This is a genomic window from Rubrivivax gelatinosus IL144 (assembly GCF_000284255.1).
GTDB lineage: Bacteria > Pseudomonadota > Gammaproteobacteria > Burkholderiales > Burkholderiaceae_C > Rubrivivax > Rubrivivax gelatinosus_A.
Window position 1 is genome coordinate 328,929 of record NC_017075.1, and the last position, 21,449, is coordinate 350,377.

General features: G+C 66.0%; 17 protein-coding genes and 4 tRNA genes. 20 read left to right on the forward strand and 1 reads right to left on the reverse strand.

The features are described 5' to 3' along the window. The 15 genes from trpC (at window position 1) to rpoC (ending at window position 15,581) form a co-directional block, all read left to right on the forward strand. On the forward strand, window positions 1-789 hold the full coding sequence (gene trpC, locus RGE_RS01505) for an indole-3-glycerol phosphate synthase TrpC (protein WP_014426545.1): 789 nt from the start codon (window positions 1-3) through the stop codon (window positions 787-789). Continuing rightward, window positions 786-1,466, forward strand: coding sequence for a uracil-DNA glycosylase (locus RGE_RS01510; protein WP_014426546.1), 681 nt, complete (start codon window positions 786-788; stop codon window positions 1,464-1,466). Before trpC ends, RGE_RS01510 begins: the two co-directional genes overlap by 4 nt. Before the next feature lie 24 nt (window positions 1,467-1,490). After that, window positions 1,491-1,576: transfer RNA gene (locus RGE_RS01515), tRNA-Tyr, on the forward strand. Window positions 1,577-1,602: 26 nt separating this feature from the next. Then, window positions 1,603-1,676 (forward strand) — tRNA-Gly (locus RGE_RS01520). Window positions 1,677-1,772: 96 nt separating this feature from the next. Next, window positions 1,773-1,847: transfer RNA gene (locus RGE_RS01525), tRNA-Thr, on the forward strand. Window positions 1,848-1,903: 56 nt separating this feature from the next. Beyond that, window positions 1,904-3,094, forward strand: coding sequence for an elongation factor Tu (gene tuf, locus RGE_RS01530; protein WP_014426547.1), 1,191 nt, complete (start codon window positions 1,904-1,906; stop codon window positions 3,092-3,094). Between the two features lie 18 nt (window positions 3,095-3,112). Continuing rightward, window positions 3,113-3,188, forward strand: a tRNA-Trp gene (locus tag RGE_RS01535). A gap of 92 nt (window positions 3,189-3,280) precedes the next feature. Continuing rightward, window positions 3,281-3,667, forward strand: a complete 387-nt coding sequence (gene secE / locus RGE_RS01540; RefSeq protein WP_014426548.1) for a preprotein translocase subunit SecE — start codon at window positions 3,281-3,283, stop codon at window positions 3,665-3,667. Window positions 3,668-3,677: 10 nt separating this feature from the next. Continuing rightward, complete coding sequence (gene nusG / locus RGE_RS01545; protein ID WP_014426549.1) at window positions 3,678-4,256, forward strand: transcription termination/antitermination protein NusG; 579 nt, start codon at window positions 3,678-3,680, stop codon at window positions 4,254-4,256. A gap of 130 nt (window positions 4,257-4,386) precedes the next feature. After that, the gene (rplK, locus tag RGE_RS01550) at window positions 4,387-4,818 is read left to right on the forward strand and encodes a 50S ribosomal protein L11 (RefSeq protein WP_009855888.1); all 432 of its coding nucleotides are present in this window, start codon (window positions 4,387-4,389) and stop codon (window positions 4,816-4,818) included. A gap of 4 nt (window positions 4,819-4,822) precedes the next feature. Then, window positions 4,823-5,524 carry a 50S ribosomal protein L1 gene (gene rplA, locus RGE_RS01555; RefSeq protein ID WP_014426550.1) on the forward strand — a complete coding sequence of 234 codons (702 nt, stop codon included), beginning with the start codon at window positions 4,823-4,825 and terminating at the stop codon, window positions 5,522-5,524. Window positions 5,525-5,805: 281 nt separating this feature from the next. Further along, window positions 5,806-6,324, forward strand: coding sequence for a 50S ribosomal protein L10 (gene rplJ / locus RGE_RS01560; RefSeq protein ID WP_014426551.1), 519 nt, complete (start codon window positions 5,806-5,808; stop codon window positions 6,322-6,324). Between the two features lie 44 nt (window positions 6,325-6,368). Beyond that, window positions 6,369-6,746 (forward strand): 50S ribosomal protein L7/L12, encoded by a 378-nt coding sequence (gene rplL / locus RGE_RS01565; protein ID WP_014426552.1) that lies wholly within the window; start codon window positions 6,369-6,371, stop codon window positions 6,744-6,746. A gap of 358 nt (window positions 6,747-7,104) precedes the next feature. Continuing rightward, window positions 7,105-11,226 (forward strand): DNA-directed RNA polymerase subunit beta, encoded by a 4,122-nt coding sequence (rpoB, locus tag RGE_RS01570; protein ID WP_014426553.1) that lies wholly within the window; start codon window positions 7,105-7,107, stop codon window positions 11,224-11,226. A gap of 125 nt (window positions 11,227-11,351) precedes the next feature. Continuing rightward, window positions 11,352-15,581 (forward strand): DNA-directed RNA polymerase subunit beta', encoded by a 4,230-nt coding sequence (gene rpoC / locus RGE_RS01575; protein ID WP_014426554.1) that lies wholly within the window; start codon window positions 11,352-11,354, stop codon window positions 15,579-15,581. Between the two features lie 89 nt (window positions 15,582-15,670). Here rpoC and RGE_RS01580 read toward each other — a convergent pair whose 3' ends face one another. After that, window positions 15,671-16,111 carry a putative toxin-antitoxin system toxin component, PIN family gene (locus RGE_RS01580; protein WP_014426555.1) on the reverse strand — a complete coding sequence of 147 codons (441 nt, stop codon included), beginning with the start codon at window positions 16,109-16,111 and terminating at the stop codon, window positions 15,671-15,673. A 215-nt stretch (window positions 16,112-16,326) separates the two neighbouring features. Here RGE_RS01580 and rpsL point away from each other — a divergent pair, with 215 nt between their 5' ends. The 5 genes from rpsL to rpsJ all read left to right on the forward strand — a co-directional run bounded on the left by rpsL (window position 16,327) and on the right by rpsJ (window position 21,283). Then, window positions 16,327-16,704 (forward strand): 30S ribosomal protein S12, encoded by a 378-nt coding sequence (gene rpsL, locus RGE_RS01585; RefSeq protein WP_009855881.1) that lies wholly within the window; start codon window positions 16,327-16,329, stop codon window positions 16,702-16,704. Between the two features lie 134 nt (window positions 16,705-16,838). Then, window positions 16,839-17,309, forward strand: a complete 471-nt coding sequence (rpsG, locus tag RGE_RS01590; RefSeq protein WP_014426557.1) for a 30S ribosomal protein S7 — start codon at window positions 16,839-16,841, stop codon at window positions 17,307-17,309. Between the two features lie 71 nt (window positions 17,310-17,380). After that, on the forward strand, window positions 17,381-19,486 hold the full coding sequence (fusA, locus tag RGE_RS01595) for an elongation factor G (protein ID WP_014426558.1): 2,106 nt from the start codon (window positions 17,381-17,383) through the stop codon (window positions 19,484-19,486). 126 nt (window positions 19,487-19,612) lie between these two features. After that, complete coding sequence (gene tuf, locus RGE_RS01600; RefSeq protein WP_014426547.1) at window positions 19,613-20,803, forward strand: elongation factor Tu; 1,191 nt, start codon at window positions 19,613-19,615, stop codon at window positions 20,801-20,803. A gap of 165 nt (window positions 20,804-20,968) precedes the next feature. Next, window positions 20,969-21,283: a 30S ribosomal protein S10 gene (gene rpsJ / locus RGE_RS01605; protein WP_009855657.1), complete on the forward strand. Its 315-nt coding sequence runs from the start codon at window positions 20,969-20,971 to the stop codon at window positions 21,281-21,283. The last annotated feature ends 166 nt before the right edge of the window (window positions 21,284-21,449 follow it).

Below are 21,449 nucleotides of genomic sequence, written 5' to 3' on the forward strand. Positions count from 1 at the left end.
ATGGACGACATCCTCCAGCGCATCGTCGCCGTCAAGCACGAGGAGATCGCCGAGGCCCGCCGCGCGCGCAGTCTGCAGGACTGGCGTGCCGCTGCCGAGGCTGCCGCGCCGGTGCGCGGTTTCGCGGCCGCGCTGCGCCGCCGTGCCAACGCCGGCCAGGCCGCGGTCATCGCCGAGGTCAAGAAAGCTAGCCCCAGCAAGGGCGTGCTGCGCGACCCCTTCGTGCCGGCCGAGATCGCCGCGTCGTACGAGCGTCACGGCGCCGCGTGCCTGAGCGTGCTGACCGACCGCCGCTTCTTCCAGGGCGGCGTCGAGGCGCTGCAGGCCGCACGCGCCGCCTGCGCGCTGCCGGTGCTGCGCAAGGACTTCATCGTCGACGAGGTCCAGGTCTTCGAGGCGCGGGCGATGGGCGCCGACGCGATCCTGCTGATCGCCGCCTGCCTGGAGGACGGCCGCATGCGCGACCTCGAGGCCTGCGCGATGTCGCTCGGGCTGGACGTGCTGGTCGAGGTGCACGACGGCGCCGAACTCGAGCGTGCGCTGCGCCTGGCGACGCCGCTGGTCGGCATCAACAACCGCAACCTGCGGAGCTTCGAGGTCACGCTGGAAACGACGCTGGGCCTCTTGCCGTGCGTGCCGGCCGACCGGCTGCTGGTCACCGAGTCCGGCATTCTGGGCCCCGACGACGTGCACCGCATGCGTTCGGCCGGCGTCAATGCCTTCCTCGTCGGCGAAGCCTTCATGCGCGCCGCCGACCCCGGCGCCGCGCTGGCGAGCCTGTTCGCATGACGGCCGACGACCTGCCGGCGGCGTTCGCGACGCTGCCGCCGGCCTGGCGTGCCGTGCTGCCCGGCTGGACGCCGGCGGCCGAGGCGGCGGTCGTCGAGCGTGTGCGTGCGGTCTCCGGCGACCGTGAGATCGGGCCGCCGGATCCGTTCCGGGCGCTGCGCCTGGTGTCGCCCGAGGCGGCGCGCGTCGTCATCCTCGGCCAGGATCCGTACCCGCGGCCCGGTCATGCCGACGGCATGGCCTTCTCGGCGGGTCAGGGGAAACCCCACTCGCTGCGTCGGATATTCGACGTGCTCGCGGCCGATCGCCCGGCCTGGCAGCGTCCGGCCGACTGGTGCCTGGACCCTTGGGCGGCGCAAGGGGTGCTGCTGCTGAACCCGGTGCTGACGGTGGAGATCGGCAGCGCCGGCAGCCACATGAGTTGTGGTTGGCAGGCGCTCACATCCGAAATCATCTCGGTGCTGTGTCGCCGAGTGGTGCCGCCGGCTTTTCTGCTGTGGGGCAAGCCCGCCAACGCGTTCTTCGACGCCGCCTGCCCGGCCGGCTGCACGCCGCCGGTCTGGCGCACCCGCCACCCCTCGCACGACTTCAAGCGCGAGTTCATGGCCGACGGCAGTCACTTCGCCGCCACGGCAGATCGTGTCGACTGGTGGGGAGGGGCTGGTATTTCCCGCTGACCGTGCTACACTAGTTGGCTCTCCGGAGGGGTGCCCGAGTGGCTAAAGGGGGCAGACTGTAAATCTGTTGGCTTACGCCTACGCTGGTTCGAATCCAGCCTCCTCCACCAGAGAGACACGCTTGACGGTTGTGCCCGCGGGAGTAGTTCAATGGCAGAACCTTAGCCTTCCAAGCTAATGACGCGGGTTCGATTCCCGTCTCCCGCTCCAGGAAGGTCTGAAAGGTCCGTCGAGCGTCCCGCGCCGTCGTTACGGGTCTGCCGGTCCATCTGGTTGGCAGTGCCGGTCGTCAGACCCGTACCGATTGCCCATGTGGCTCAGTGGTAGAGCACTCCCTTGGTAAGGGAGAGGTCGCGCGTTCGATCCGCGCCATGGGCACCACGACTTGCTAACAATCGACTCGACACGATTGAGTCTCTCAGCCAGGAGCACCTGACATGGCAAAGGGTAAGTTCGAACGCACGAAGCCGCACGTGAACGTGGGCACGATCGGGCACGTCGACCACGGCAAGACGACGCTGACGGCGGCGATCACGACGATCCTGGCGGCGAAGTTCGGCGGTGAAGCGAAGGCGTACGACCAGATCGACGCGGCGCCGGAAGAGAAGGCGCGCGGCATCACGATCAACACGGCGCACGTCGAGTACGAGACGGCGAGCCGCCACTACGCGCACGTCGACTGCCCGGGGCACGCCGACTACGTGAAGAACATGATCACGGGCGCGGCGCAGATGGACGGCGCGATTCTGGTGTGCTCGGCCGCTGACGGCCCGATGCCGCAGACGCGCGAGCACATCCTGCTGGCCCGTCAGGTCGGTGTGCCGTACATCATCGTGTTCCTGAACAAGTGCGACATGGTCGACGACGCCGAGCTGCTCGAGCTCGTCGAGATGGAAGTTCGCGAACTGCTGAGCAAGTACGACTTCCCGGGCGACGACACCCCGATCATCAAGGGTTCGGCGAAGCTGGCGATCGAAGGCGACAAGGGTGACCTGGGCGAACAGGCCATCTTCCGTCTGGCCGACGCGCTGGACAGCTACATCCCGACGCCGGAACGCGCGGTGGACGGCACGTTCCTGATGCCGGTCGAAGACGTGTTCTCGATCTCGGGCCGCGGCACCGTGGTGACGGGCCGTGTCGAGCGTGGCGTGATCAAGGTCGGCGAAGAAATCGAAATCGTCGGCATCCGTCCGACGGTCAAGACGACCTGCACGGGCGTGGAAATGTTCCGCAAGCTGCTGGACCAAGGCCAGGCCGGTGACAACGTCGGCATCCTGCTGCGCGGCACGAAGCGCGAGGAAGTCGAGCGTGGTCAGGTGCTGTGCAAGCCGGGTTCGGTCAAGCCGCACACGCACTTCACGGCCGAGATCTACGTCCTGAGCAAGGAAGAAGGCGGCCGTCACACGCCGTTCTTCAACAACTACCGCCCGCAGTTCTACTTCCGCACGACGGACGTGACGGGCGCGGTGGAGCTGCCGAAGGACAAGGAAATGGTGATGCCGGGCGACAACGTGTCGATCACGGTGAAGCTGATCGCCCCGATCGCGATGGAAGAAGGCCTGCGCTTCGCCATCCGTGAAGGTGGTCGCACCGTCGGCGCCGGCGTCGTCGCCAAGATCATCGAGTAATCTGTCAAGGTTTTACGCAGGGGCATAGCTCAACTGGCAGAGCGTCGGTCTCCAAAACCGAAGGTCGGGGGTTCGATCCCCTCTGCCCCTGCCACCCGACTGCTCGGGTGCCCAATACACCAGCCCGCGGGCGCTGAAAAGCCCGGCGGGCTTTGCTGCTGATGGCGGCAAAGTAACCTCTAGCCCATGTCCACCCAACCCCAAGTCGAAACCGTCTCCACGGGCGCCGACAAAGCCAAGCTGGCTGTCGCTGCCGTACTGCTCGTGGCCGGTGTCGTCGTGTTCTACGTGCTCGGTCAGCGTGACCTGTGGCAGCGCGTCATTGCGCTGCTGGTCCTCGTGGCCGGCGCCGTGGGCGTCTTCTTCACCGCCGAGACCGGCCGCCAGTTGATCGGCTTCGGTCGCGAGTCGGTCAAGGAAGTGAAGAAGGTGGTCTGGCCGACCCGCAAGGAAGCGGGCCAGATGACCCTCTACGTGTTCGCCTTCGTCGTCGCGATGGCGCTCTTCATGTTCCTGACCGACAAGACGCTGGAGTGGGTGTTGTACGACCTGATCCTGGGCTGGAAGCGCTGAGGCGAACACGATGACGGAACCGCAAGCCACCCCAACCCCCGAGAGCGCCGCTCCCAGCGCCAAGCGCTGGTACGTCGTGCACGCCTATTCGGGCATGGAGAAGGCCGTCGAGCGCAACCTGCGCGAGCGCATCGACCGCGCCGGCATGCAGGACAAGTTCGGCCGCATCCTGGTGCCGACCGAAGAAGTCGTCGAGCTGAAGAACGGCAAGAAGGCCGTCACCGAGCGCCGTTTCTTCCCGGGCTACGTGCTCGTCGAGATGGAAATGGCCGACGACACCTGGCACCTGGTCAAGCACACGAGCAAGGTCACCGGCTTCGTCGGCGGCGCGCGCAACCGCCCGGCCCCGATCTCGGAAGCCGAGGTGATGAAGATCGTCAACCAGATGCAGGAAGGCGTCGACAAGCCCCGGCCCAAGGTCGAGTGGACGGTTGGCGAGATGGTCCGCGTCAAGGAAGGCCCCTTCACCTACTTCAACGGCGCCGTCGAGGAAGTCAACTACGAAAAGAGCAAGGTCAAGGTGTCGGTCACGATCTTCGGTCGTGCCACCGGCGTCGAGCTCGACTTCTCGCAGGTCGAGAAGGTCTGAGCGGCCTTCGGCGCGGCCTGCCGCGCTCGGATTTCAGGGCGTCCGCCTGCAACCCCGGACGCCTGGTGCAAGCAGGGTTGTATGACGAGGAGCTGGTGACCCCAGCGCTAGAACTCGGTTAGGAGCCATCATGGCAAAGAAGATCGTCGGCTTCATCAAGCTGCAAGTCCCGGCCGGCAAGGCCAATCCCTCGCCCCCGATCGGCCCCGCGCTCGGTCAGCGCGGCCTGAACATCATGGAGTTCTGCAAGGCGTTCAACGCCCAGACGCAGAGCTACGAGCCGGGCCTGAAGCTGCCGGTCGTGATCACGGCCTACGCCGACAAGTCCTTCACCTTCATCCTGAAGTCGCCCCCGGCGACCGTGCTGCTGAAGAAGGCGGCCAAGATCGAGAAGGGTTCCGGCCGTGCCCACCTGGAGAAGGTCGGCAAGGTCACGCGCGCCCAGCTCGAGGAAATCGCCAAGACCAAGATGAAGGACCTCACCGCCGCCGACATGGACGCCGCGGTGAAGACCATCGCCGGTTCCGCCCGCTCGATGGGCCTCATTGTTGAAGGGGTCTGACGCCATGGCCAAGCTCACGAAGAAAGCCAAGGCCCTGCAGGGCAAGGTCGAAAGCACCAAGCTGTACCCGCTGACCGACGCTCTGGCGCTGGTCAAGGAGTGCGCCACCGCCAAGTTCGACGAGTCGATCGACGTCGCCGTGCAGCTCGGCGTCGATGCCAAGAAGTCCGACCAGGTCGTTCGCGGCGCGGTCGTGATGCCCGCCGGCACCGGCAAGACCAAGCGCGTCGCCGTCTTCGCCCAAGGCGCCAAGGCCGAGGAAGCCAAGGCCGCCGGTGCCGACATCGTCGGCATGGACGACCTGGCCGCCGAGATCAAGGCCGGCAACCTGAACTTCGACGTCGTGATCGCCTCGCCGGACACGATGCGCATCGTCGGTACGCTGGGTCAGATCCTCGGCCCGCGCGGCCTGATGCCGAACCCGAAGGTCGGCACCGTGACCCCGGACGTCGCCACGGCCGTGAAGAACGCCAAGGCCGGCCAGGTCCAGTTCCGCGTCGACAAGGCCGGCATCATCCACGCGACGATCGGCCGCCGTTCGTTCGAGTCGGATCGCCTGACCGATAACCTGCGCGCGCTGATCGAGGCCCTGAACAAGGCCAAACCGGCGTCGAGCAAGGGCGTCTACCTGCGCAAGGTCGCCGTGTCGTCGACGATGGGCATCGGCGTTCGCGTCGACACCCAGTCGATCGCCGCCCAGGCCTGAACGTGATACGAGGCCGCACGCTCCAGTCTGGCGTGCGGCTTCTTGAATTGGTGGGCTGTCCGGCCGCGAGGCTGGGCAGGTCATCCAAGACCGCTGGCGGGGCCTTCGGGTTCCTTAATCGAGCGGCCGCCCGCAAGGGCGACCGACGGCCAGCGCAGATGGCGGTCCCGCTGCTGAAGGTTTTCCCGGAGTTGTTGCCGGGGGTTCCCGAAACAGAAGGTCGCTGATTCCAGGCGTGCCGCGGTCGCAAGACCCGGCACATGATGTGTGAGGAACAGACCTTGAGTCTCAATCGCAACGAGAAGGCAGCCGTCGTCGACGGCGTGTCGGCGCAAGCCGCACGCTCGCAGACGCTCGCGCTCGCCGAGTATCGCGGCCTCACCGTGGCTCACCTCGATACGCTGCGCCGTCAGGCGCGCGACAAGGGCGTTTACCTTCACGTGCTGAAGAACACGCTCGCCCGTCGCGCCGTTGCCGGCACGCCGTTCGAAGTGGCCTCGGACGCGATGGTCGGCCCGCTGATCTACGGCTTTTCCGAGGATGCCGTCGCCGCCGCGAAAGTCGTCGCCGACTTCGCCAAGGGCAACGACAAGCTCGTCGTCAAGGGCGGTGCTTACGCTGGCAAGGCGCTCGACGCCAACGGTATCAAGGCCCTGGCCGCGATCCCGAGCCGCGAAGTGCTGATCGCCCAAGTGGCGGGCCTGCTGAAGTCGCCGATCCAGCGCATGGCCGGCGTGCTCGCCGCCGTCGCCGAGAAGAAGGGCGGCGCCGAGGCGCCCGCCGAAGCCCCGGCGGCCTGACGCATCCGATTCATTGAACTTTTACTGATTTCGAGGAACCTGAAATGGCATTCGACAAAGACGCTTTCCTGGCTGCGATGGACAGCATGACCGTCATGGAGCTCAATGACCTGGTCAAGGCCATCGAGGAGAAGTTCGGCGTGTCCGCCGCCGCCATGGCCGCCCCGGCCGCCGGCGGTGCCGGCGCCGCTGCCGCCCCGGCCGAAGAGAAGACCGAATTCAACGTCGTGCTGCTCGAAGCCGGCGCGAACAAGGTCTCGGTCATCAAGGCCGTGCGCGAACTGACGGGCCTGGGCCTGAAGGAAGCCAAGGACCTGGTCGACGGCGCTCCGAAGAACGTCAAGGAAGGCATCGCCAAGGCCGACGCCGAAGCCGCCGTCAAGAAGCTGGTCGAAGCCGGCGCCAAGGCCGAGCTGAAGTAATTCGGACCGCGGGGTCGGCGTTTGCCGGCCCCCGGTCACGGATCGGTGTTCCGGGCCTCGCCCGGGAACACCTGCAAGAGCCCGAGGGGCGCTTGCAAGTGTTCTCTGATCCGACTGCAGGGAACGGGTTTGGTCGGACTCCGGTGCAACGCCGGGGTTGTCCGCCAGCGGCAGGTAGTGGCCTGCCACCAAGCCTCGGACACGCCGCCGCCGCCGACACGCCGCTCCGCCAGGGAGCTGCCACCGGCGCCGCCCCCGAGGACTCACACGCCTCGGCTCGGTGCGCAATGTCCGGGCAGCCAGTCGCCGACGAAATGCAGCCCGAGGCCAGGGCGGCATTGTCGACACGGAGAGTTCAATGGCGCAAGCAACCCCCTACACGTTCACCGAGCGCAAGCGCATCCGCAAGAGCTTCGGCAAGCGCGAGAACGTCCTCAAGGTCCCCTATCTGCTGACGATGCAGAGCGACTCCTACGTCGCCTTCCTGCAAAAGGATGTGCCGCCGCAGCAGCGCAAGCCCGAGGGCCTGCAGGCGGCCTTCCTGTCGGCGTTCCCGATCGTCTCCCACAACGGCTTCGTGGAGATGAAGTTCCTCGAGTACAACATCGCGAAGCCGCCGTTCGACGTGCGCGAGTGCCAGCAGCGGGGCCTGACCTTCGCCGCGGCCGTGCGCGCGAAGCTGCAGATGATCATCTACGACCGGGAGTCGCATCCCGCCAAGGTCGTCAAGGAGATCAAGGAGCAGGAGGTCTACATGGGCGAAGTGCCCCTGATGACCGACTACGGCTCCTTCATCGTCAACGGCACCGAGCGTGTCATCGTCAGCCAGCTGCACCGTTCGCCGGGCGTGTTCTTCGAGCACGACAAGGGCAAGACGCACAGCTCGGGCAAGCTGCTGTTCAGCGCCCGCATCATCCCCTACCGCGGCTCCTGGCTGGACTTCGAGTTCGACCCGAAGGACATCCTGTACTTCCGCGTCGACCGTCGCCGCAAGATGCCGGTGACGATCCTGCTCAAGGCCATCGGCCTGAACCCCGAGCAGATCCTCAGCCACTTCTTCGTCTTCGACAACTTCCGCCTGATGGACTCGGGCGCGCAGATGGAGTTCGTGCCGGAGCGTCTGAAGGGCGAGATCGCGCGCTTCGACCTGACCGACAAGAACGGCGCCGTCATCGTCGAGAAGGACAAGCGCATCACCGCGCGCCACGTGCGCCAGCTCGAGCAGACCGGCACCACGTTCGTCAGCGTTCCCGAGGACTTCCTCGTCGGCCGCGTCATCGCGCGCAACATGGTCGACCCGGACACCGGTGAGATCGTCGCCAAGGCCAACGACGAAATCACCGAGACGCTGCTGAAGAAGCTGCGTTCGGCGGGCATCAAGGACATCCAGTGCCTGTTCACGAACGAGCTGAACCAGGGCGCGTACATCAGCCAGCCGCTGGCCTCTGACGAGACCGCCGACCAGCTCGCCGCCCGCGTCGCGATCTACCGCATGATGCGCCCCGGCGAACCGCCGACCGAGGACGCCGTCGAAGCGCTGTTCCATCGCCTGTTCTACAGCGAGGACACCTACGACCTGTCGCGCGTCGGCCGGATGAAGTTCAACGCCCGCGTGGGCCGCGACACGCCGGACGGCAAGATGACGCTGTCCAACGAGGACATCCTCGACGTCGTCAAGATCCTCGTCGACCTGCGCAACGGCAACGGCGAAGTCGACGACATCGACCACCTGGGCAACCGTCGCGTGCGTTGCGTCGGCGAACTGGCCGAGAACCAGTACCGCTCGGGCCTCGCGCGCATCGAGAAGGCCGTCAAGGAACGCCTCGGCCAGGCCGAGACCGAAGCCCTGATGCCGCATGACCTGATCAACTCCAAGCCGATCAGCGCGGCGCTCAAGGAGTTCTTCGGGGCGAGCCAGCTCTCGCAGTTCATGGACCAGACCAACCCGCTGTCCGAGATCACGCACAAGCGTCGCGTCTCGGCCCTGGGCCCGGGCGGTCTGACCCGCGAGCGCGCCGGCTTCGAAGTCCGCGACGTGCACCCGACCCACTACGGCCGCGTCTGCCCGATCGAGACGCCGGAAGGCCCGAACATCGGCCTGATCAACTCGCTGGCGCTGTACGCGCAGTTGAACGAGTACGGCTTCCTGGAGACGCCGTATCGCCGCGTCGTCGACGGCAAGGTCACCGACCAGATCGACTACCTGTCGGCCATCGAGGAAGGCAAGTACGTCATCGCCCAGGCCAACGCGACGCTGGACGGCGAAGGCCGCCTGATCGACGAACTGGTCTCGGCGCGCGAGAACGGCGAATCGGTGCTGCTGTCGCCGGAACGCGTGCAGTACATGGACGTGGCGCCGACGCAGATCGTCTCGGTCGCGGCCTCGCTCGTGCCCTTCCTCGAGCACGATGACGCGAACCGCGCACTGATGGGCGCCAACATGCAGCGCCAGGCCGTGCCGACGCTGCGTCCGGAGAAGGCGCTGGTCGGGACCGGTGTCGAACGCGTCGCTGCGGTCGACTCGGGCACCGTGGTCACCGCCCGCCGCGGCGGCATCGTGGACTACGTCGACACCAACCGCATCGTCATCCGCGTCAACGACGACGAGACGGTGGCCGGTGAAGTCGGCGTCGACATCTACAACCTGATCAAGTACCAGCGTTCGAACCAGAACACGAACATCCACCAGCGCCCGATCGTGCGCCGCGGCGACCATGTCGGCGCCGGCGACGTCGTCGCCGACGGTGCGTCGACCGACCTGGGCGAGCTCGCGCTCGGCCAGAACATGCTGGTCGCGTTCATGCCCTGGAACGGCTACAACTTCGAAGACTCGATCCTGATCAGCGAGCGCGTCGTCGCCGAAGACCGCTACACCTCGATCCACATCGAGGAACTGGTGGTGATGGCCCGCGACACCAAGCTGGGCTCCGAAGAAATCACGCGCGACATCCCGAACCTGAGCGAGCAGCAGCTCGCCCGCCTGGATGAATCCGGCATCGTCTACATCGGCGCCGAGGTGAACCCGGGCGACGTGCTGGTCGGCAAGGTCACGCCCAAGGGCGAGACGACGCTGACGCCGGAAGAGAAGCTGCTGCGCGCGATCTTCGGCGAGAAGGCCTCCGACGTGAAGGACACCTCGCTGCGTGTCGACCAAGGCACCAGCGGCACGGTCATCGACGTGCAGGTCTTCACCCGTGAAGGCATCCAGCGCGACAAGCGCGCCCAGCAGATCATCGACGACGAGCTCAAGCGCTTCCGCCTGGACCTGAACGACCAGCTGCGCATCGTCGAGGCCGACGCGTTCGACCGGATCGAGAAGCTGCTGGCCGGCCGCGTCGCCAACGGCGGCCCGCAGAAGATCGCCAAGGGCACGACCATCACCAAGGAATACCTGGCGACGGTCGAGAAGTACCACTGGTTCGACATCCGCCCGGCCGAGGACGAGGTCGCCAACCAGCTCGAGTCGATCAAGAACTCGCTCGAGCAGACGCGCCACAGCTTCGACCTCGCGTTCGAAGAGAAGCGCAAGAAGCTGACGCAAGGCGACGAGCTGCCCGCCGGCGTGCTGAAGATGGTGAAGGTCTACCTCGCCGTCAAGCGCCGCCTGCAGCCCGGCGACAAGATGGCCGGCCGCCACGGCAACAAGGGTGTCGTGTCCAAGATCGTCGCGATCGAGGACATGCCCTACATGGCCGACGGCACGCCGTGCGACATCGTGCTGAACCCGCTGGGCGTGCCCTCGCGGATGAACGTCGGGCAGGTGCTCGAAGTGCACCTGGGCTGGGCCGGCAAGGGCATCGGCCAGCGCATCGGCGACATGCTGCAGCAGCAGGCGCGTGCCGCCGAGCTGCGTGAACTCTTCGACGAGCTCTACAACAAGTCCGGCGGCAAGACCGAGTCGCTGCAGGACCTGAGCGACGACGAGATCGTCGAGATGGCGAAGAACCTGCAGCACGGCGTGCCGTTCGCGACGCCGGTGTTCGACGGTGCGGAGGAGCAGGAGATCCGCGCGATGCTCAAGCTCGCCTACCCGGACGAGCTGGCTGCGCGCAAGGGCCTCACCGCCACGCGCACCCAGGCCACGCTGCACGACGGCCGCACCGGCGAAGCCTTCGAGCGTCCGGTCACCGTCGGCTACATGCACGTGCTGAAGCTGCACCACCTGGTCGACGACAAGATGCACGCCCGCTCGACCGGCCCGTGCAGCCTGGTCACGCAGCAGCCGCTGGGCGGCAAGGCGCAGTTCGGTGGCCAGCGCTTCGGTGAAATGGAAGTCTGGGCACTCGAGGCCTACGGCGCCAGCTACATCCTGCAGGAAATGCTGACGGTGAAGTCCGACGACGTGAACGGTCGGACCAAGGTCTACGAGAACATCGTCAAGGGCGAGCACTCGATCGAAGCCGGCATGCCGGAATCGTTCAACGTGCTGGTCAAGGAAATTCGTTCGCTCGGCATCGACATCGAACTGGAACGGGATTGACCCCCCCGAAGCGACCTTCGGTCGCCTCCACCCAGGGGGCGACGCCTGCGGCCCGGCCAAGCCGGGCCCGCGGCGTCCGCTCGATCAATTTCGTTCTTATCGACACCAGGATCTAGGAGAACCCCATGAAGGGACTACTCGACCTTTTCAAGCAGTTCACGCCCGACGAACACTTCGACGCGATCAAGATCGGGCTCGCCAGCCCCGAGAAGATCCGCTCGTGGTCGTTCGGCGAGGTGAAGAAGCCCGAGACGATCAACTACCGCACCTTCAAGCCCGAACGTGACGGCCTGTTCTGCGCCAAGATCTTCGGCCCGATCAAGGACTACGAGTGCCTGTGCGGCAAGTACAAGCGCCTGAAGCACCGCGGCGTCATCTGCGAGAAGTGCGGCGTCGAAGTCACGCAGACCAAGGTGCGCCGCGAGCGCATGGGTCACATCGACCTGGCCGCGCCCTGCGCGCACATCTGGTTCCTGAAGTCGCTGCCGTCGCGTCTGGGCCTGGTGCTCGACATGACGCTGCGCGACATCGAGCGCGTGCTGTACTTCGAAGCCTACGTCGTCGTCGACCCGGGCATGACGCCGCTGAAGAAGTTCTCGATCATGAGCGAGGACGACTACGAGGCCAAGCGCGTCGAGTACGGTGACGAGTTCATCGCGCTGATGGGTGCCGAGGGCATCAAGAAGCTGCTCGAGGAGATGGACCTCGACGTCGAGATCGACAAGCTCCGCAACGACATGACCGGGTCGGAGCTGAAGATCAAGAAGAACTCCAAGCGCCTGAAGGTGATGGAGGCCTTCAAGAAGTCGGGCATCAAGCCGCACTGGATGATCCTCGAGGTCCTGCCGGTGCTGCCGCCGGACCTGCGTCCGCTGGTGCCGCTGGACGGCGGCCGCTTCGCGACGTCGGACCTGAACGACCTGTACCGCCGCGTCATCAACCGCAACAACCGCCTGGCCCGCCTGCTCGAGCTGAAGGCGCCGGAGATCATCGTCCGCAACGAAAAGCGGATGCTCCAGGAAGCGGTCGACTCGCTGCTGGACAACGGCCGCCGCGGCAAGGCGATGACCGGCGCGAACAAGCGCGCGCTGAAGTCGCTGGCCGACATGATCAAGGGCAAGAGCGGCCGCTTCCGCCAGAACCTGCTGGGCAAGCGCGTCGACTACTCCGGCCGTTCGGTCATCGTCGTCGGCCCGACGCTCAAGCTGCACCAGTGCGGCCTGCCCAAGCTGATGGCGATCGAGCTGTTCAAGCCGTTCATCTTCAGCCGTCTCGAGGCGATGGGCATCGCCACGACGATCAAGGCCGCCAAGAAGGAAGTCGAAGCCGGCACGCCGGTGGTGTGGGACATCCTGGAAGAGGTGATCAAGGAACACCCGATCCTGCTGAACCGCGCCCCGACGCTGCACCGCCTGGGCATCCAGGCGTTCGAGCCGGTGCTCATCGAAGGCAAGGCGATCCAGCTGCACCCGCTGGTCTGCTCGGCGTTCAACGCCGACTTCGACGGTGACCAGATGGCCGTTCACGTGCCGCTGTCGATCGAAGCGCAGATGGAAGCCCGCACGCTGATGCTGGCCTCCAACAACGTGCTGTTCCCGGCCAACGGCGAACCGTCGATCGTGCCGTCGCAGGACGTGGTGCTGGGTCTGTACTACGCGACCCGCGAGCGCACCAACGGCAAGGGCGAAGGCATGATCTTCGCCGACCTGATGGAGCTGCAGCGCGCGCTGGACAACGGCGTCGTCGAGATCACCGCCAAGATCAACGTCCGCCTGACCGAGTGGCTCAAGGACAAGGTCACGGGCGAGTTCGTGCCCGAGACCAAGCTCGTCGAGACCACCGTCGGCCGTGCGCTGCTGTCGCAGATCCTGCCCAAGGGCCTGCCGTTCTCGAACCTGAACAAGGCGCTGAAGAAGAAGGAGATCTCGCGTCTCATCAACGTCAGCTTCCGCAAGTGCGGGCTGAAGGAGACGGTGGTCTTCGCCGACAAGCTGCTGCAAAGCGGCTTCCGTCTGGCCACGCGCGCCGGCATCTCGATCGCCATCGACGACATGCTGGTGCCGCCGCAGAAGCACGACCTGATCCTGCGCGCCGAGAAGGAAGTCAAGGAGATCGAGCAGCAGTACGTCTCGGGTCTCGTGACCGCCGGCGAGCGCTACAACAAGGTGGTCGACATCTGGGGCAAGACCGGCGACGAAGTCGGCAAGGTCATGATGTCGCAGCTGTCCAAGCAGAAGACCATCGACCGCCACGGCAAGGAAGTCGACCAGGAGTCGTTCAACTCCATCTACATGATGGCCGACTCCGGGGCGCGGGGCTCCGCGGCGCAGATCCGCCAGCTCGCCGGCATGCGCGGCCTGATGGCCAAGCCGGACGGCTCGATCATCGAGACGCCGATCACGGCGAACTTCCGCGAAGGCCTGAACGTTCTGCAGTACTTCATCTCCACCCACGGTGCCCGTAAGGGCCTGGCGGATACGGCGCTGAAGACCGCGAACTCCGGCTACCTGACGCGCCGTCTGGTCGACGTGACCCAGGATCTGGTCGTCACCGAAGACGATTGCGGCACGCAGAACGGCCTGGGCATGCGCGCCCTGGTCGAAGGCGGTGAAGTCATCGAGTCGCTGCGCGACCGCGTGCTGGGCCGCGTCACCGCGACCGAAGTCGTGCACCCCGAGACCCAGGAAACGCTGCTGGGCGCCGGCGAGATGCTCGACGAAGACGCGCTGGACAAGCTCGAAGCCGCCGGCGTCGACGAGGTCAAGGTGCGCACGCCGCTGACCTGCGGCACGCGCTCCGGCCTGTGCGCCAAGTGCTACGGCCGCGACCTGGGCCGTGGTGGCCTGGTCAACGTCGGCGAGGCGGTGGGTGTCATCGCCGCGCAGTCGATCGGCGAGCCGGGCACGCAGCTGACGATGCGGACCTTCCACATCGGCGGTGCGGCGTCGCGCGCGGCGGTCGCTTCGAGCGTCGAGGCCAAGTCCGACGGCATCATCGGCTTCAACAGCACGATGCGCTACGTGACCAACGGCAAGGGCGAACTCGTCGTCATCGCGCGTTCGGGCGAGATCATCATCTCCGACCCGCACGGCCGCGAGCGCGAGCGCCACAAGCTGCCGTACGGCGCGACGCTCAACATCAAGCCCGACCAGACCGTCAAGGCCGGCACCGTGCTGGCCAACTGGGACCCGCTGACCCGCCCGATCATCACCGAGTTCGCCGGCAAGGCGCGCTTCGAGAACGTCGAGGAAGGTGTCACCGTCGCCAAGCAGGTCGACGAAGTCACCGGCCTGTCGACGCTGGTCGTCATCGACCCGAAGCGTCGCGGCGCGGCCAAGGTCGTGCGCCCGCAGGTCAAGCTGCTGGACGCGCAGGGCATCGAGGTCAAGATCCCGGGCACGGATCACGCGGTGACGATCGGCTTCCCGGTCGGCGCGCTGATCCAGGTGCGCGACGGTCAGGACCTGATGCCGGGCGAAGTGCTGGCGCGTATCCCGATGGAAGGCCAGAAGACGCGCGACATCACCGGCGGTCTGCCGCGGGTGGCCGAGCTGTTCGAAGCCCGCTCGCCGAAGGACGTCGGCACGCTGGCCGAGATCACCGGCACGGTGTCGTTCGGCAAGGAGACCAAGGGCAAGGTTCGCCTGCAGATCACCGATCCGGATGGCAAGGTCTACGAAGAGCTGGTGCCCAAGGAAAAGAACATCCTGGTGCACGAAGGCCAGGTCGTGAACCGCGGCGAGCTGATCGTCGACGGCGCGGCGGATCCGCAGGACATCCTGCGCCTGCTGGGCATCGAGGAACTGGCGCGCTACATCGTCGACGAGGTCCAGGACGTCTACCGTCTGCAGGGCGTGAAGATCAACGACAAGCACATCGAGGTGATCGTTCGCCAGATGCTGCGCCGCGTGCAGATCGTCAACTCGGGCGACACCGGCTACATCGCCGGCGAGCAGGTCGAGCGTTCGGAGCTGCTGGACACCAACGACCGCATGCGCGCCGAGGGCAAGATCCCGGCGACGCACGCCGACGTGCTGCTGGGCATCACCAAGGCCAGCCTGTCGACCGACTCGTTCATCTCCGCGGCCTCCTTCCAGGAGACCACCCGCGTGCTGACCGAGGCGGCGATCATGGGCAAGCGCGACGAGCTGCGCGGCCTGAAGGAGAACGTCATCGTCGGCCGCCTGATCCCGGCGGGTACCGGCATGGCGTTCCACGCCGCGCGCAAGGCCAAGGAAGCCCTCGACGAGAGCGAGCGTCGCGCCATCGCGATGCAGGAAGCCGAGGAACTGGCGGCGGTGCAACTGGCTGGCGTCGACGCGGCCAGCGAAGCGGGGGACAACGCGGCCGAGTGATCGGCGGCGCCTCCAGCGTCAAAGGGCAGCTTCGGCTGCCCTTTTTCTTTGTCGGGCCGCCGCCCCGGCGGGCGAGGGCGGGCCGACGCTCAGGGCGCCGGCGCCCAGCGCGCCGGCGTGCACACCGTCGTGCCGGCGCCGCGCGCCGCGCGCGCGAGCTGCAGCAGCGCCTTGTCTCGAGTCAGCAGCCACGGCGCGCCCCAGGCGAGCGCCAGGTCGATGAACATCTGGTCGGCCGCGTCGCGGCAGACCGGCGCACGACCGCGCGCCGGCGGCATCTCGACGCGGCAGCCTGCGGCGGCGACGCGCTCTCGCGCCGCCTCGCAGGCCGGGCGCCAGCGGTCGAGCTCAGGGCGCTGCAGCACGTGCAGCAGTTCGGCGAGCATCGGCTCGGTAGCGATCCAGCGCAGGCGTCCGGCATCAAGCGCGGCGGCCAGCGGCCGCGTCGCAGGGTCGTCGAACACCAGCCAGTCCAACACGACGTTCGTGTCCAGAACGAGTGCCGTCGCGCCTCCCGCGCCTTCATCCATGGTGCTGACTTGCCGCTGACCGAAACCGCTGACTATAATGGAAGGCTTTTCGGCAGACTTTGCCTGTCGCCCGAGCTCGATTCCCCTGGGGTGGAGCTTTGTGGCGCCGGCGTCAGCCCGGGGTCCCATGGGGCGCCCGGGCTTTGGCGCGACGGCCCCCGGGCGGGGCGGTTTCCCGAAAATTACGTGTAGCTTCAAACGGGAACAAGTTACCTATGCCCACCATCAACCAGCTCGTTCGCCAAGGCCGCCAGGCCGAGGTCACGAAGAGCAAGTCCCCTGCGATGCAGAACTGCCCGCAACGTCGTGGCGTCTGCACCCGCGTTTACACCACCACGCCGAAGAAGCCGAACTCCGCGCTTCGTAAGGTCGCCAAGGTGCGTCTGACCAACGGTTTCGAGGTCATCTCGTACATCGGCGGTGAAGGCCACAACCTGCAGGAACACAGCGTCGTGCTCGTGCGCGGCGGCCGTGTGAAGGATCTGCCGGGCGTGCGCTACCACATCGTGCGCGGCTCGCTCGACCTGCAAGGCGTCAAGGATCGCAAGCAGTCTCGTTCGAAGTACGGCGCGAAGCGCCCGAAGAAGGCCTGATCAGGCGGTGCTGCCCTCAGGGGTGGCCGAGCGTGAGGCCCGCCGCTTGCGGGTCGAGTAAGTGAAGGGCCTCGATGACCCTTCGCGGTGCGGTCGAAGAGCCTGCGCCAACTGAATCGAAAAGGAAGAGTCCCATGCCACGTCGTCGCGAAGTCCCCAAGCGCGAAATCCTGCCGGATCCGAAGTTCGGGTCCGTCGACCTGTCCAAGTTCATGAACGTCATCATGGAATCGGGCAAGAAGGCCGTCGCCGAGCGCATCATCTACGGTGCCCTCGAGCAGGTCGAAAAGAAGGCCGGCAAGGATCCGCTGGAAGTCTTCCTCGTTGCGCTGAACAACATCAAGCCGATGGTCGAGGTGAAGTCCCGCCGCGTCGGCGGTGCGAACTACCAAGTTCCCGTGGAAGTTCGTCCCGTTCGTCGGCAGGCCCTGGCCATGCGCTGGCTGAAGGAATCGGCGCGCAAGCGCGGTGAGAAGTCGATGGCTGCACGCCTGGCCAACGAGCTGCTGGAAGCGGCCGAAGGCCGTGGCGGCGCGATGAAGAAGCGCGACGAAGTCCACCGCATGGCCGAAGCGAACAAGGCGTTCTCGCACTTCCGCTTCTGACCCCCTGCCTGACGGCCGCCTCGGCGGGCTGAGCGCAGCCCCCAGGCGGCCCTGCATTTGGAGATTTGATCATGGCCCGCAAGACCCCCATCGAGCGCTACCGCAACATCGGTATTTCGGCGCACATCGATGCCGGCAAGACCACCACGACCGAACGCATCCTGTTCTACACGGGTGTGAACCACAAGATCGGCGAGGTGCACGACGGCGCCGCGACGATGGACTGGATGGAGCAGGAGCAGGAGCGCGGGATCACGATCACCTCCGCGGCCACGACCTGCTTCTGGAAGGGCATGGATCTGTCCTTCCCGGAGCACCGCTTCAACATCATCGACACCCCGGGGCACGTCGACTTCACGATCGAAGTCGAGCGCTCGATGCGCGTGCTCGACGGTGCGTGCATGGTGTACTGCGCGGTCGGCGGCGTGCAGCCGCAGTCCGAGACCGTCTGGCGCCAGGCCAACAAGTACAAGGTGCCGCGCCTCGCGTTCGTCAACAAGATGGACCGCACCGGTGCGAACTTCTTCAAGGTCTATGACCAGATGAAGACGCGCCTGAAGGCCAACCCGGTGCCCATCGTGGTGCCCATCGGCGCCGAAGAGAACTTCAAGGGCGTCGTGGACCTCTTCAAGATGAAGGCCATCATCTGGGACGAAGCGTCCCAGGGGATGAAGTTCAACTACGAAGAGATCCCGGCCGAGCTCGCCGCCGAGTGCCAGAAGTGGCGCGACAACATGATCGAGGCCGCTGCCGAAGCCTCCGAGGACTTGATGAACAAGTACCTCGAGGAAGGCGAGCTCTCGGAAGAGGAGATCAAGCACGGCCTGCGCCTGCGCACGATCGCCACCGAGATCCAGCCGATGCTCTGCGGCACCGCGTTCAAGAACAAGGGCGTGCAACGCATGCTCGACGCCGTCATCGAGTTCCTGCCCTCGCCGGTGGACATCCCGCCGGTCACCGGCACGGATGAAGACGAGCAGCCCGCTTCGCGCAAGGCCGACGACAACGAGAAGTTCTCGGCGCTGGCGTTCAAGCTGATGACCGACCCGTATGTCGGCCAGCTGACCTTCGTGCGCGTGTACTCGGGCATCCTGAAGAGCGGCGACTCGGTCTACAACCCGATCCGCGGCAAGAAGGAACGCATCGGCCGGATCCTGCAGATGCACGCCAACCAGCGTGAAGAAATCAAGGAAATCCTGGCCGGCGACATCGCCGCCTGCGTGGGCCTGAAGGACGTCACGACCGGCGAAACGCTGTGCGATCCGGAAAGCGTGATCACGCTCGAGAAGATGATTTTCCCCGAGCCCGTGATCTCGCAGGCCGTCGAGCCCAAGACCAAGAGCGACCAGGAAAAGATGGGCATCGCGCTGGGTCGCCTGGCGGCCGAGGATCCGTCCTTCCGCATGCGCACCGACGAAGAGTCCGGCCAGACCATCATTTCCGGCATGGGCGAGCTGCACCTGGAAATCATCGTCGACCGCATGAAGCGCGAGTTCGGCGTCGAGGCCAACGTCGGCAAGCCGCAGGTCGCGTATCGCGAAACGATCCGCAAGACCGCGACCGACGTCGAAGGCAAGTTCGTGCGTCAGTCGGGCGGCAAGGGCCAGTACGGCCACGTCGTCTTCACGGTCGAGCCGAACGAGCCGGGCAAGGGCTTCCAATTCGTCGACGCGATCAAGGGCGGCGTCGTGCCGCGCGAGTACATCCCGGCGGTGCAGAAGGGTGTCGAAGACACGCTGCCCAACGGCGTGCTGGCCGGCTACCCTGTGGTCGACGTCAAGGTCACGCTGACCTTCGGCTCGTACCACGAGGTGGACTCGTCGGAAAACGCGTTCAAGATGGCCGCGTCGATCGGCTTCAAGGAAGCCTGCCGCAAGGCCAGCCCGGTCATCCTCGAGCCGATGATGGCCGTGGAAGTCGAGACGCCGGAAGACTACGCCGGCTCGGTGATGGGCGACCTGTCGTCCCGCCGCGGCATGGTGCAGGGCATGGACGACATGCCTGGCGGCGGCAAGATCATCAAGGCCGAGGTGCCGCTGTCGGAGATGTTCGGCTACTCGACGACGCTGCGCTCGATGTCGCAGGGCCGTGCGACGTACACGATGGAGTTCAAGCACTACAGCGAAGCTCCGAAGAACGTCGCCGACGCGATCGTCACCGCTCGCGGCAAGAACTGATCGTTCATCACGCGGGGCAAGCGCCCCGCGGTCTCGTGCCCTCGAGGCGCCGGCTGCCCGTGGCCGGCGCGTGGTGCGAGACCTTAAACCTCCACGGGCTCTGCTCTTTCTCTGGAGATACGAAGAATGGCAAAGGGTAAGTTCGAACGCACGAAGCCGCACGTGAACGTGGGCACGATCGGGCACGTCGACCACGGCAAGACGACGCTGACGGCGGCGATCACGACGATCCTGGCGGCGAAGTTCGGCGGTGAAGCGAAGGCGTACGACCAGATCGACGCGGCGCCGGAAGAGAAGGCGCGCGGCATCACGATCAACACGGCGCACGTCGAGTACGAGACGGCGAGCCGCCACTACGCGCACGTCGACTGCCCGGGGCACGCCGACTACGTGAAGAACATGATCACGGGCGCGGCGCAGATGGACGGCGCGATTCTGGTGTGCTCGGCCGCTGACGGCCCGATGCCGCAGACGCGCGAGCACATCCTGCTGGCCCGTCAGGTCGGTGTGCCGTACATCATCGTGTTCCTGAACAAGTGCGACATGGTCGACGACGCCGAGCTGCTCGAGCTCGTCGAGATGGAAGTTCGCGAACTGCTGAGCAAGTACGACTTCCCGGGCGACGACACCCCGATCATCAAGGGTTCGGCGAAGCTGGCGATCGAAGGCGACAAGGGTGACCTGGGCGAACAGGCCATCTTCCGTCTGGCCGACGCGCTGGACAGCTACATCCCGACGCCGGAACGCGCGGTGGACGGCACGTTCCTGATGCCGGTCGAAGACGTGTTCTCGATCTCGGGCCGCGGCACCGTGGTGACGGGCCGTGTCGAGCGTGGCGTGATCAAGGTCGGCGAAGAAATCGAAATCGTCGGCATCCGTCCGACGGTCAAGACGACCTGCACGGGCGTGGAAATGTTCCGCAAGCTGCTGGACCAAGGCCAGGCCGGTGACAACGTCGGCATCCTGCTGCGCGGCACGAAGCGCGAGGAAGTCGAACGTGGTCAGGTGCTGTGCAAGCCGGGTTCGGTCAAGCCGCACACGCACTTCACGGCCGAGATCTACGTCCTGAGCAAGGAAGAAGGCGGCCGTCACACGCCGTTCTTCAACAACTACCGCCCGCAGTTCTACTTCCGCACGACGGACGTGACGGGCGCGGTGGAGCTGCCGAAGGACAAGGAAATGGTGATGCCGGGGGACAACGTGTCGATCACGGTGAAGCTGATCGCCCCGATCGCGATGGAAGAAGGCCTGCGCTTCGCCATCCGTGAAGGTGGTCGCACCGTCGGCGCCGGCGTCGTCGCCAAGATCATCGAATAAACGTGGACCCCCGGCCGGCTGCGCGCGCTACGGCGCGCGCGACGGCCGCCCCCCGAGGGGGCTTCGGGACGTTCCCGGGAGACCCGTGAACGTCCCGCCCTTCGGTCATCGTCTGCGCGCTCGCGGCCCTAGGGGCCGCGAGGAAGCATCGAATAGAGGAACACCATGTCCACGAAGCAAAAGATCCGCATCCGCCTGAAGGCCTTCGATTACAAGCTGATCGACCAGTCGGCCCTCGAGATCGTCGACACCGCCAAGCGCACCGGCGCCATCGTCAAGGGCCCGGTGCCCCTGCCGACGCGTCTGCAGCGCTTCGACATCCTGCGTTCGCCGCACGTCAACAAGACCAGCCGCGACCAGTTCGAGATCCGCACCCATCAGCGCCTGATGGACATCGTCGACCCGACCGACAAGACGGTCGACGCGCTGATGAAGCTCGACCTGCCCGCCGGCGTCGACGTCGAAATCAAGCTGCAGTAACCGGACTGGCGCAGCAGCTCCGGCTGCTGCTACAATCACCGGTTTTCCCCGACTCCGGCCTCAACGGGCCGGGCTCGGGGATTTCGTCCGCATGGGTCGCGTGGGTGTTTCCCGCCGGCCCGTCAGGGCATCACCCCGGCCAATCGTTGTCGGGATCGTGAACAAA

Coding starts and splice junctions, on each gene's coding strand:
- trpC (WP_014426545.1), top strand. CDS start 1: ATGGACGACATCCTCCAGCGCATCGTCGCCGTCAAGCACGAGGAGATC.
- RGE_RS01510 (WP_014426546.1), top strand. CDS start 786: ATGACGGCCGACGACCTGCCGGCGGCGTTCGCGACGCTGCCGCCGGCC.
- tuf (WP_014426547.1), top strand. CDS start 1,904: ATGGCAAAGGGTAAGTTCGAACGCACGAAGCCGCACGTGAACGTGGGC.
- secE (WP_014426548.1), top strand. CDS start 3,281: ATGTCCACCCAACCCCAAGTCGAAACCGTCTCCACGGGCGCCGACAAA.
- nusG (WP_014426549.1), top strand. CDS start 3,678: ATGACGGAACCGCAAGCCACCCCAACCCCCGAGAGCGCCGCTCCCAGC.
- rplK (WP_009855888.1), top strand. CDS start 4,387: ATGGCAAAGAAGATCGTCGGCTTCATCAAGCTGCAAGTCCCGGCCGGC.
- rplA (WP_014426550.1), top strand. CDS start 4,823: ATGGCCAAGCTCACGAAGAAAGCCAAGGCCCTGCAGGGCAAGGTCGAA.
- rplL (WP_014426552.1), top strand. CDS start 6,369: ATGGCATTCGACAAAGACGCTTTCCTGGCTGCGATGGACAGCATGACC.
- rpoB (WP_014426553.1), top strand. CDS start 7,105: ATGGCGCAAGCAACCCCCTACACGTTCACCGAGCGCAAGCGCATCCGC.
- rpoC (WP_014426554.1), top strand. CDS start 11,352: ATGAAGGGACTACTCGACCTTTTCAAGCAGTTCACGCCCGACGAACAC.
- RGE_RS01580 (WP_014426555.1), bottom strand. CDS start 16,111: ATGGATGAAGGCGCGGGAGGCGCGACGGCACTCGTTCTGGACACGAAC.
- rpsL (WP_009855881.1), top strand. CDS start 16,327: ATGCCCACCATCAACCAGCTCGTTCGCCAAGGCCGCCAGGCCGAGGTC.
- rpsG (WP_014426557.1), top strand. CDS start 16,839: ATGCCACGTCGTCGCGAAGTCCCCAAGCGCGAAATCCTGCCGGATCCG.
- fusA (WP_014426558.1), top strand. CDS start 17,381: ATGGCCCGCAAGACCCCCATCGAGCGCTACCGCAACATCGGTATTTCG.
- tuf (WP_014426547.1), top strand. CDS start 19,613: ATGGCAAAGGGTAAGTTCGAACGCACGAAGCCGCACGTGAACGTGGGC.
- rpsJ (WP_009855657.1), top strand. CDS start 20,969: ATGTCCACGAAGCAAAAGATCCGCATCCGCCTGAAGGCCTTCGATTAC.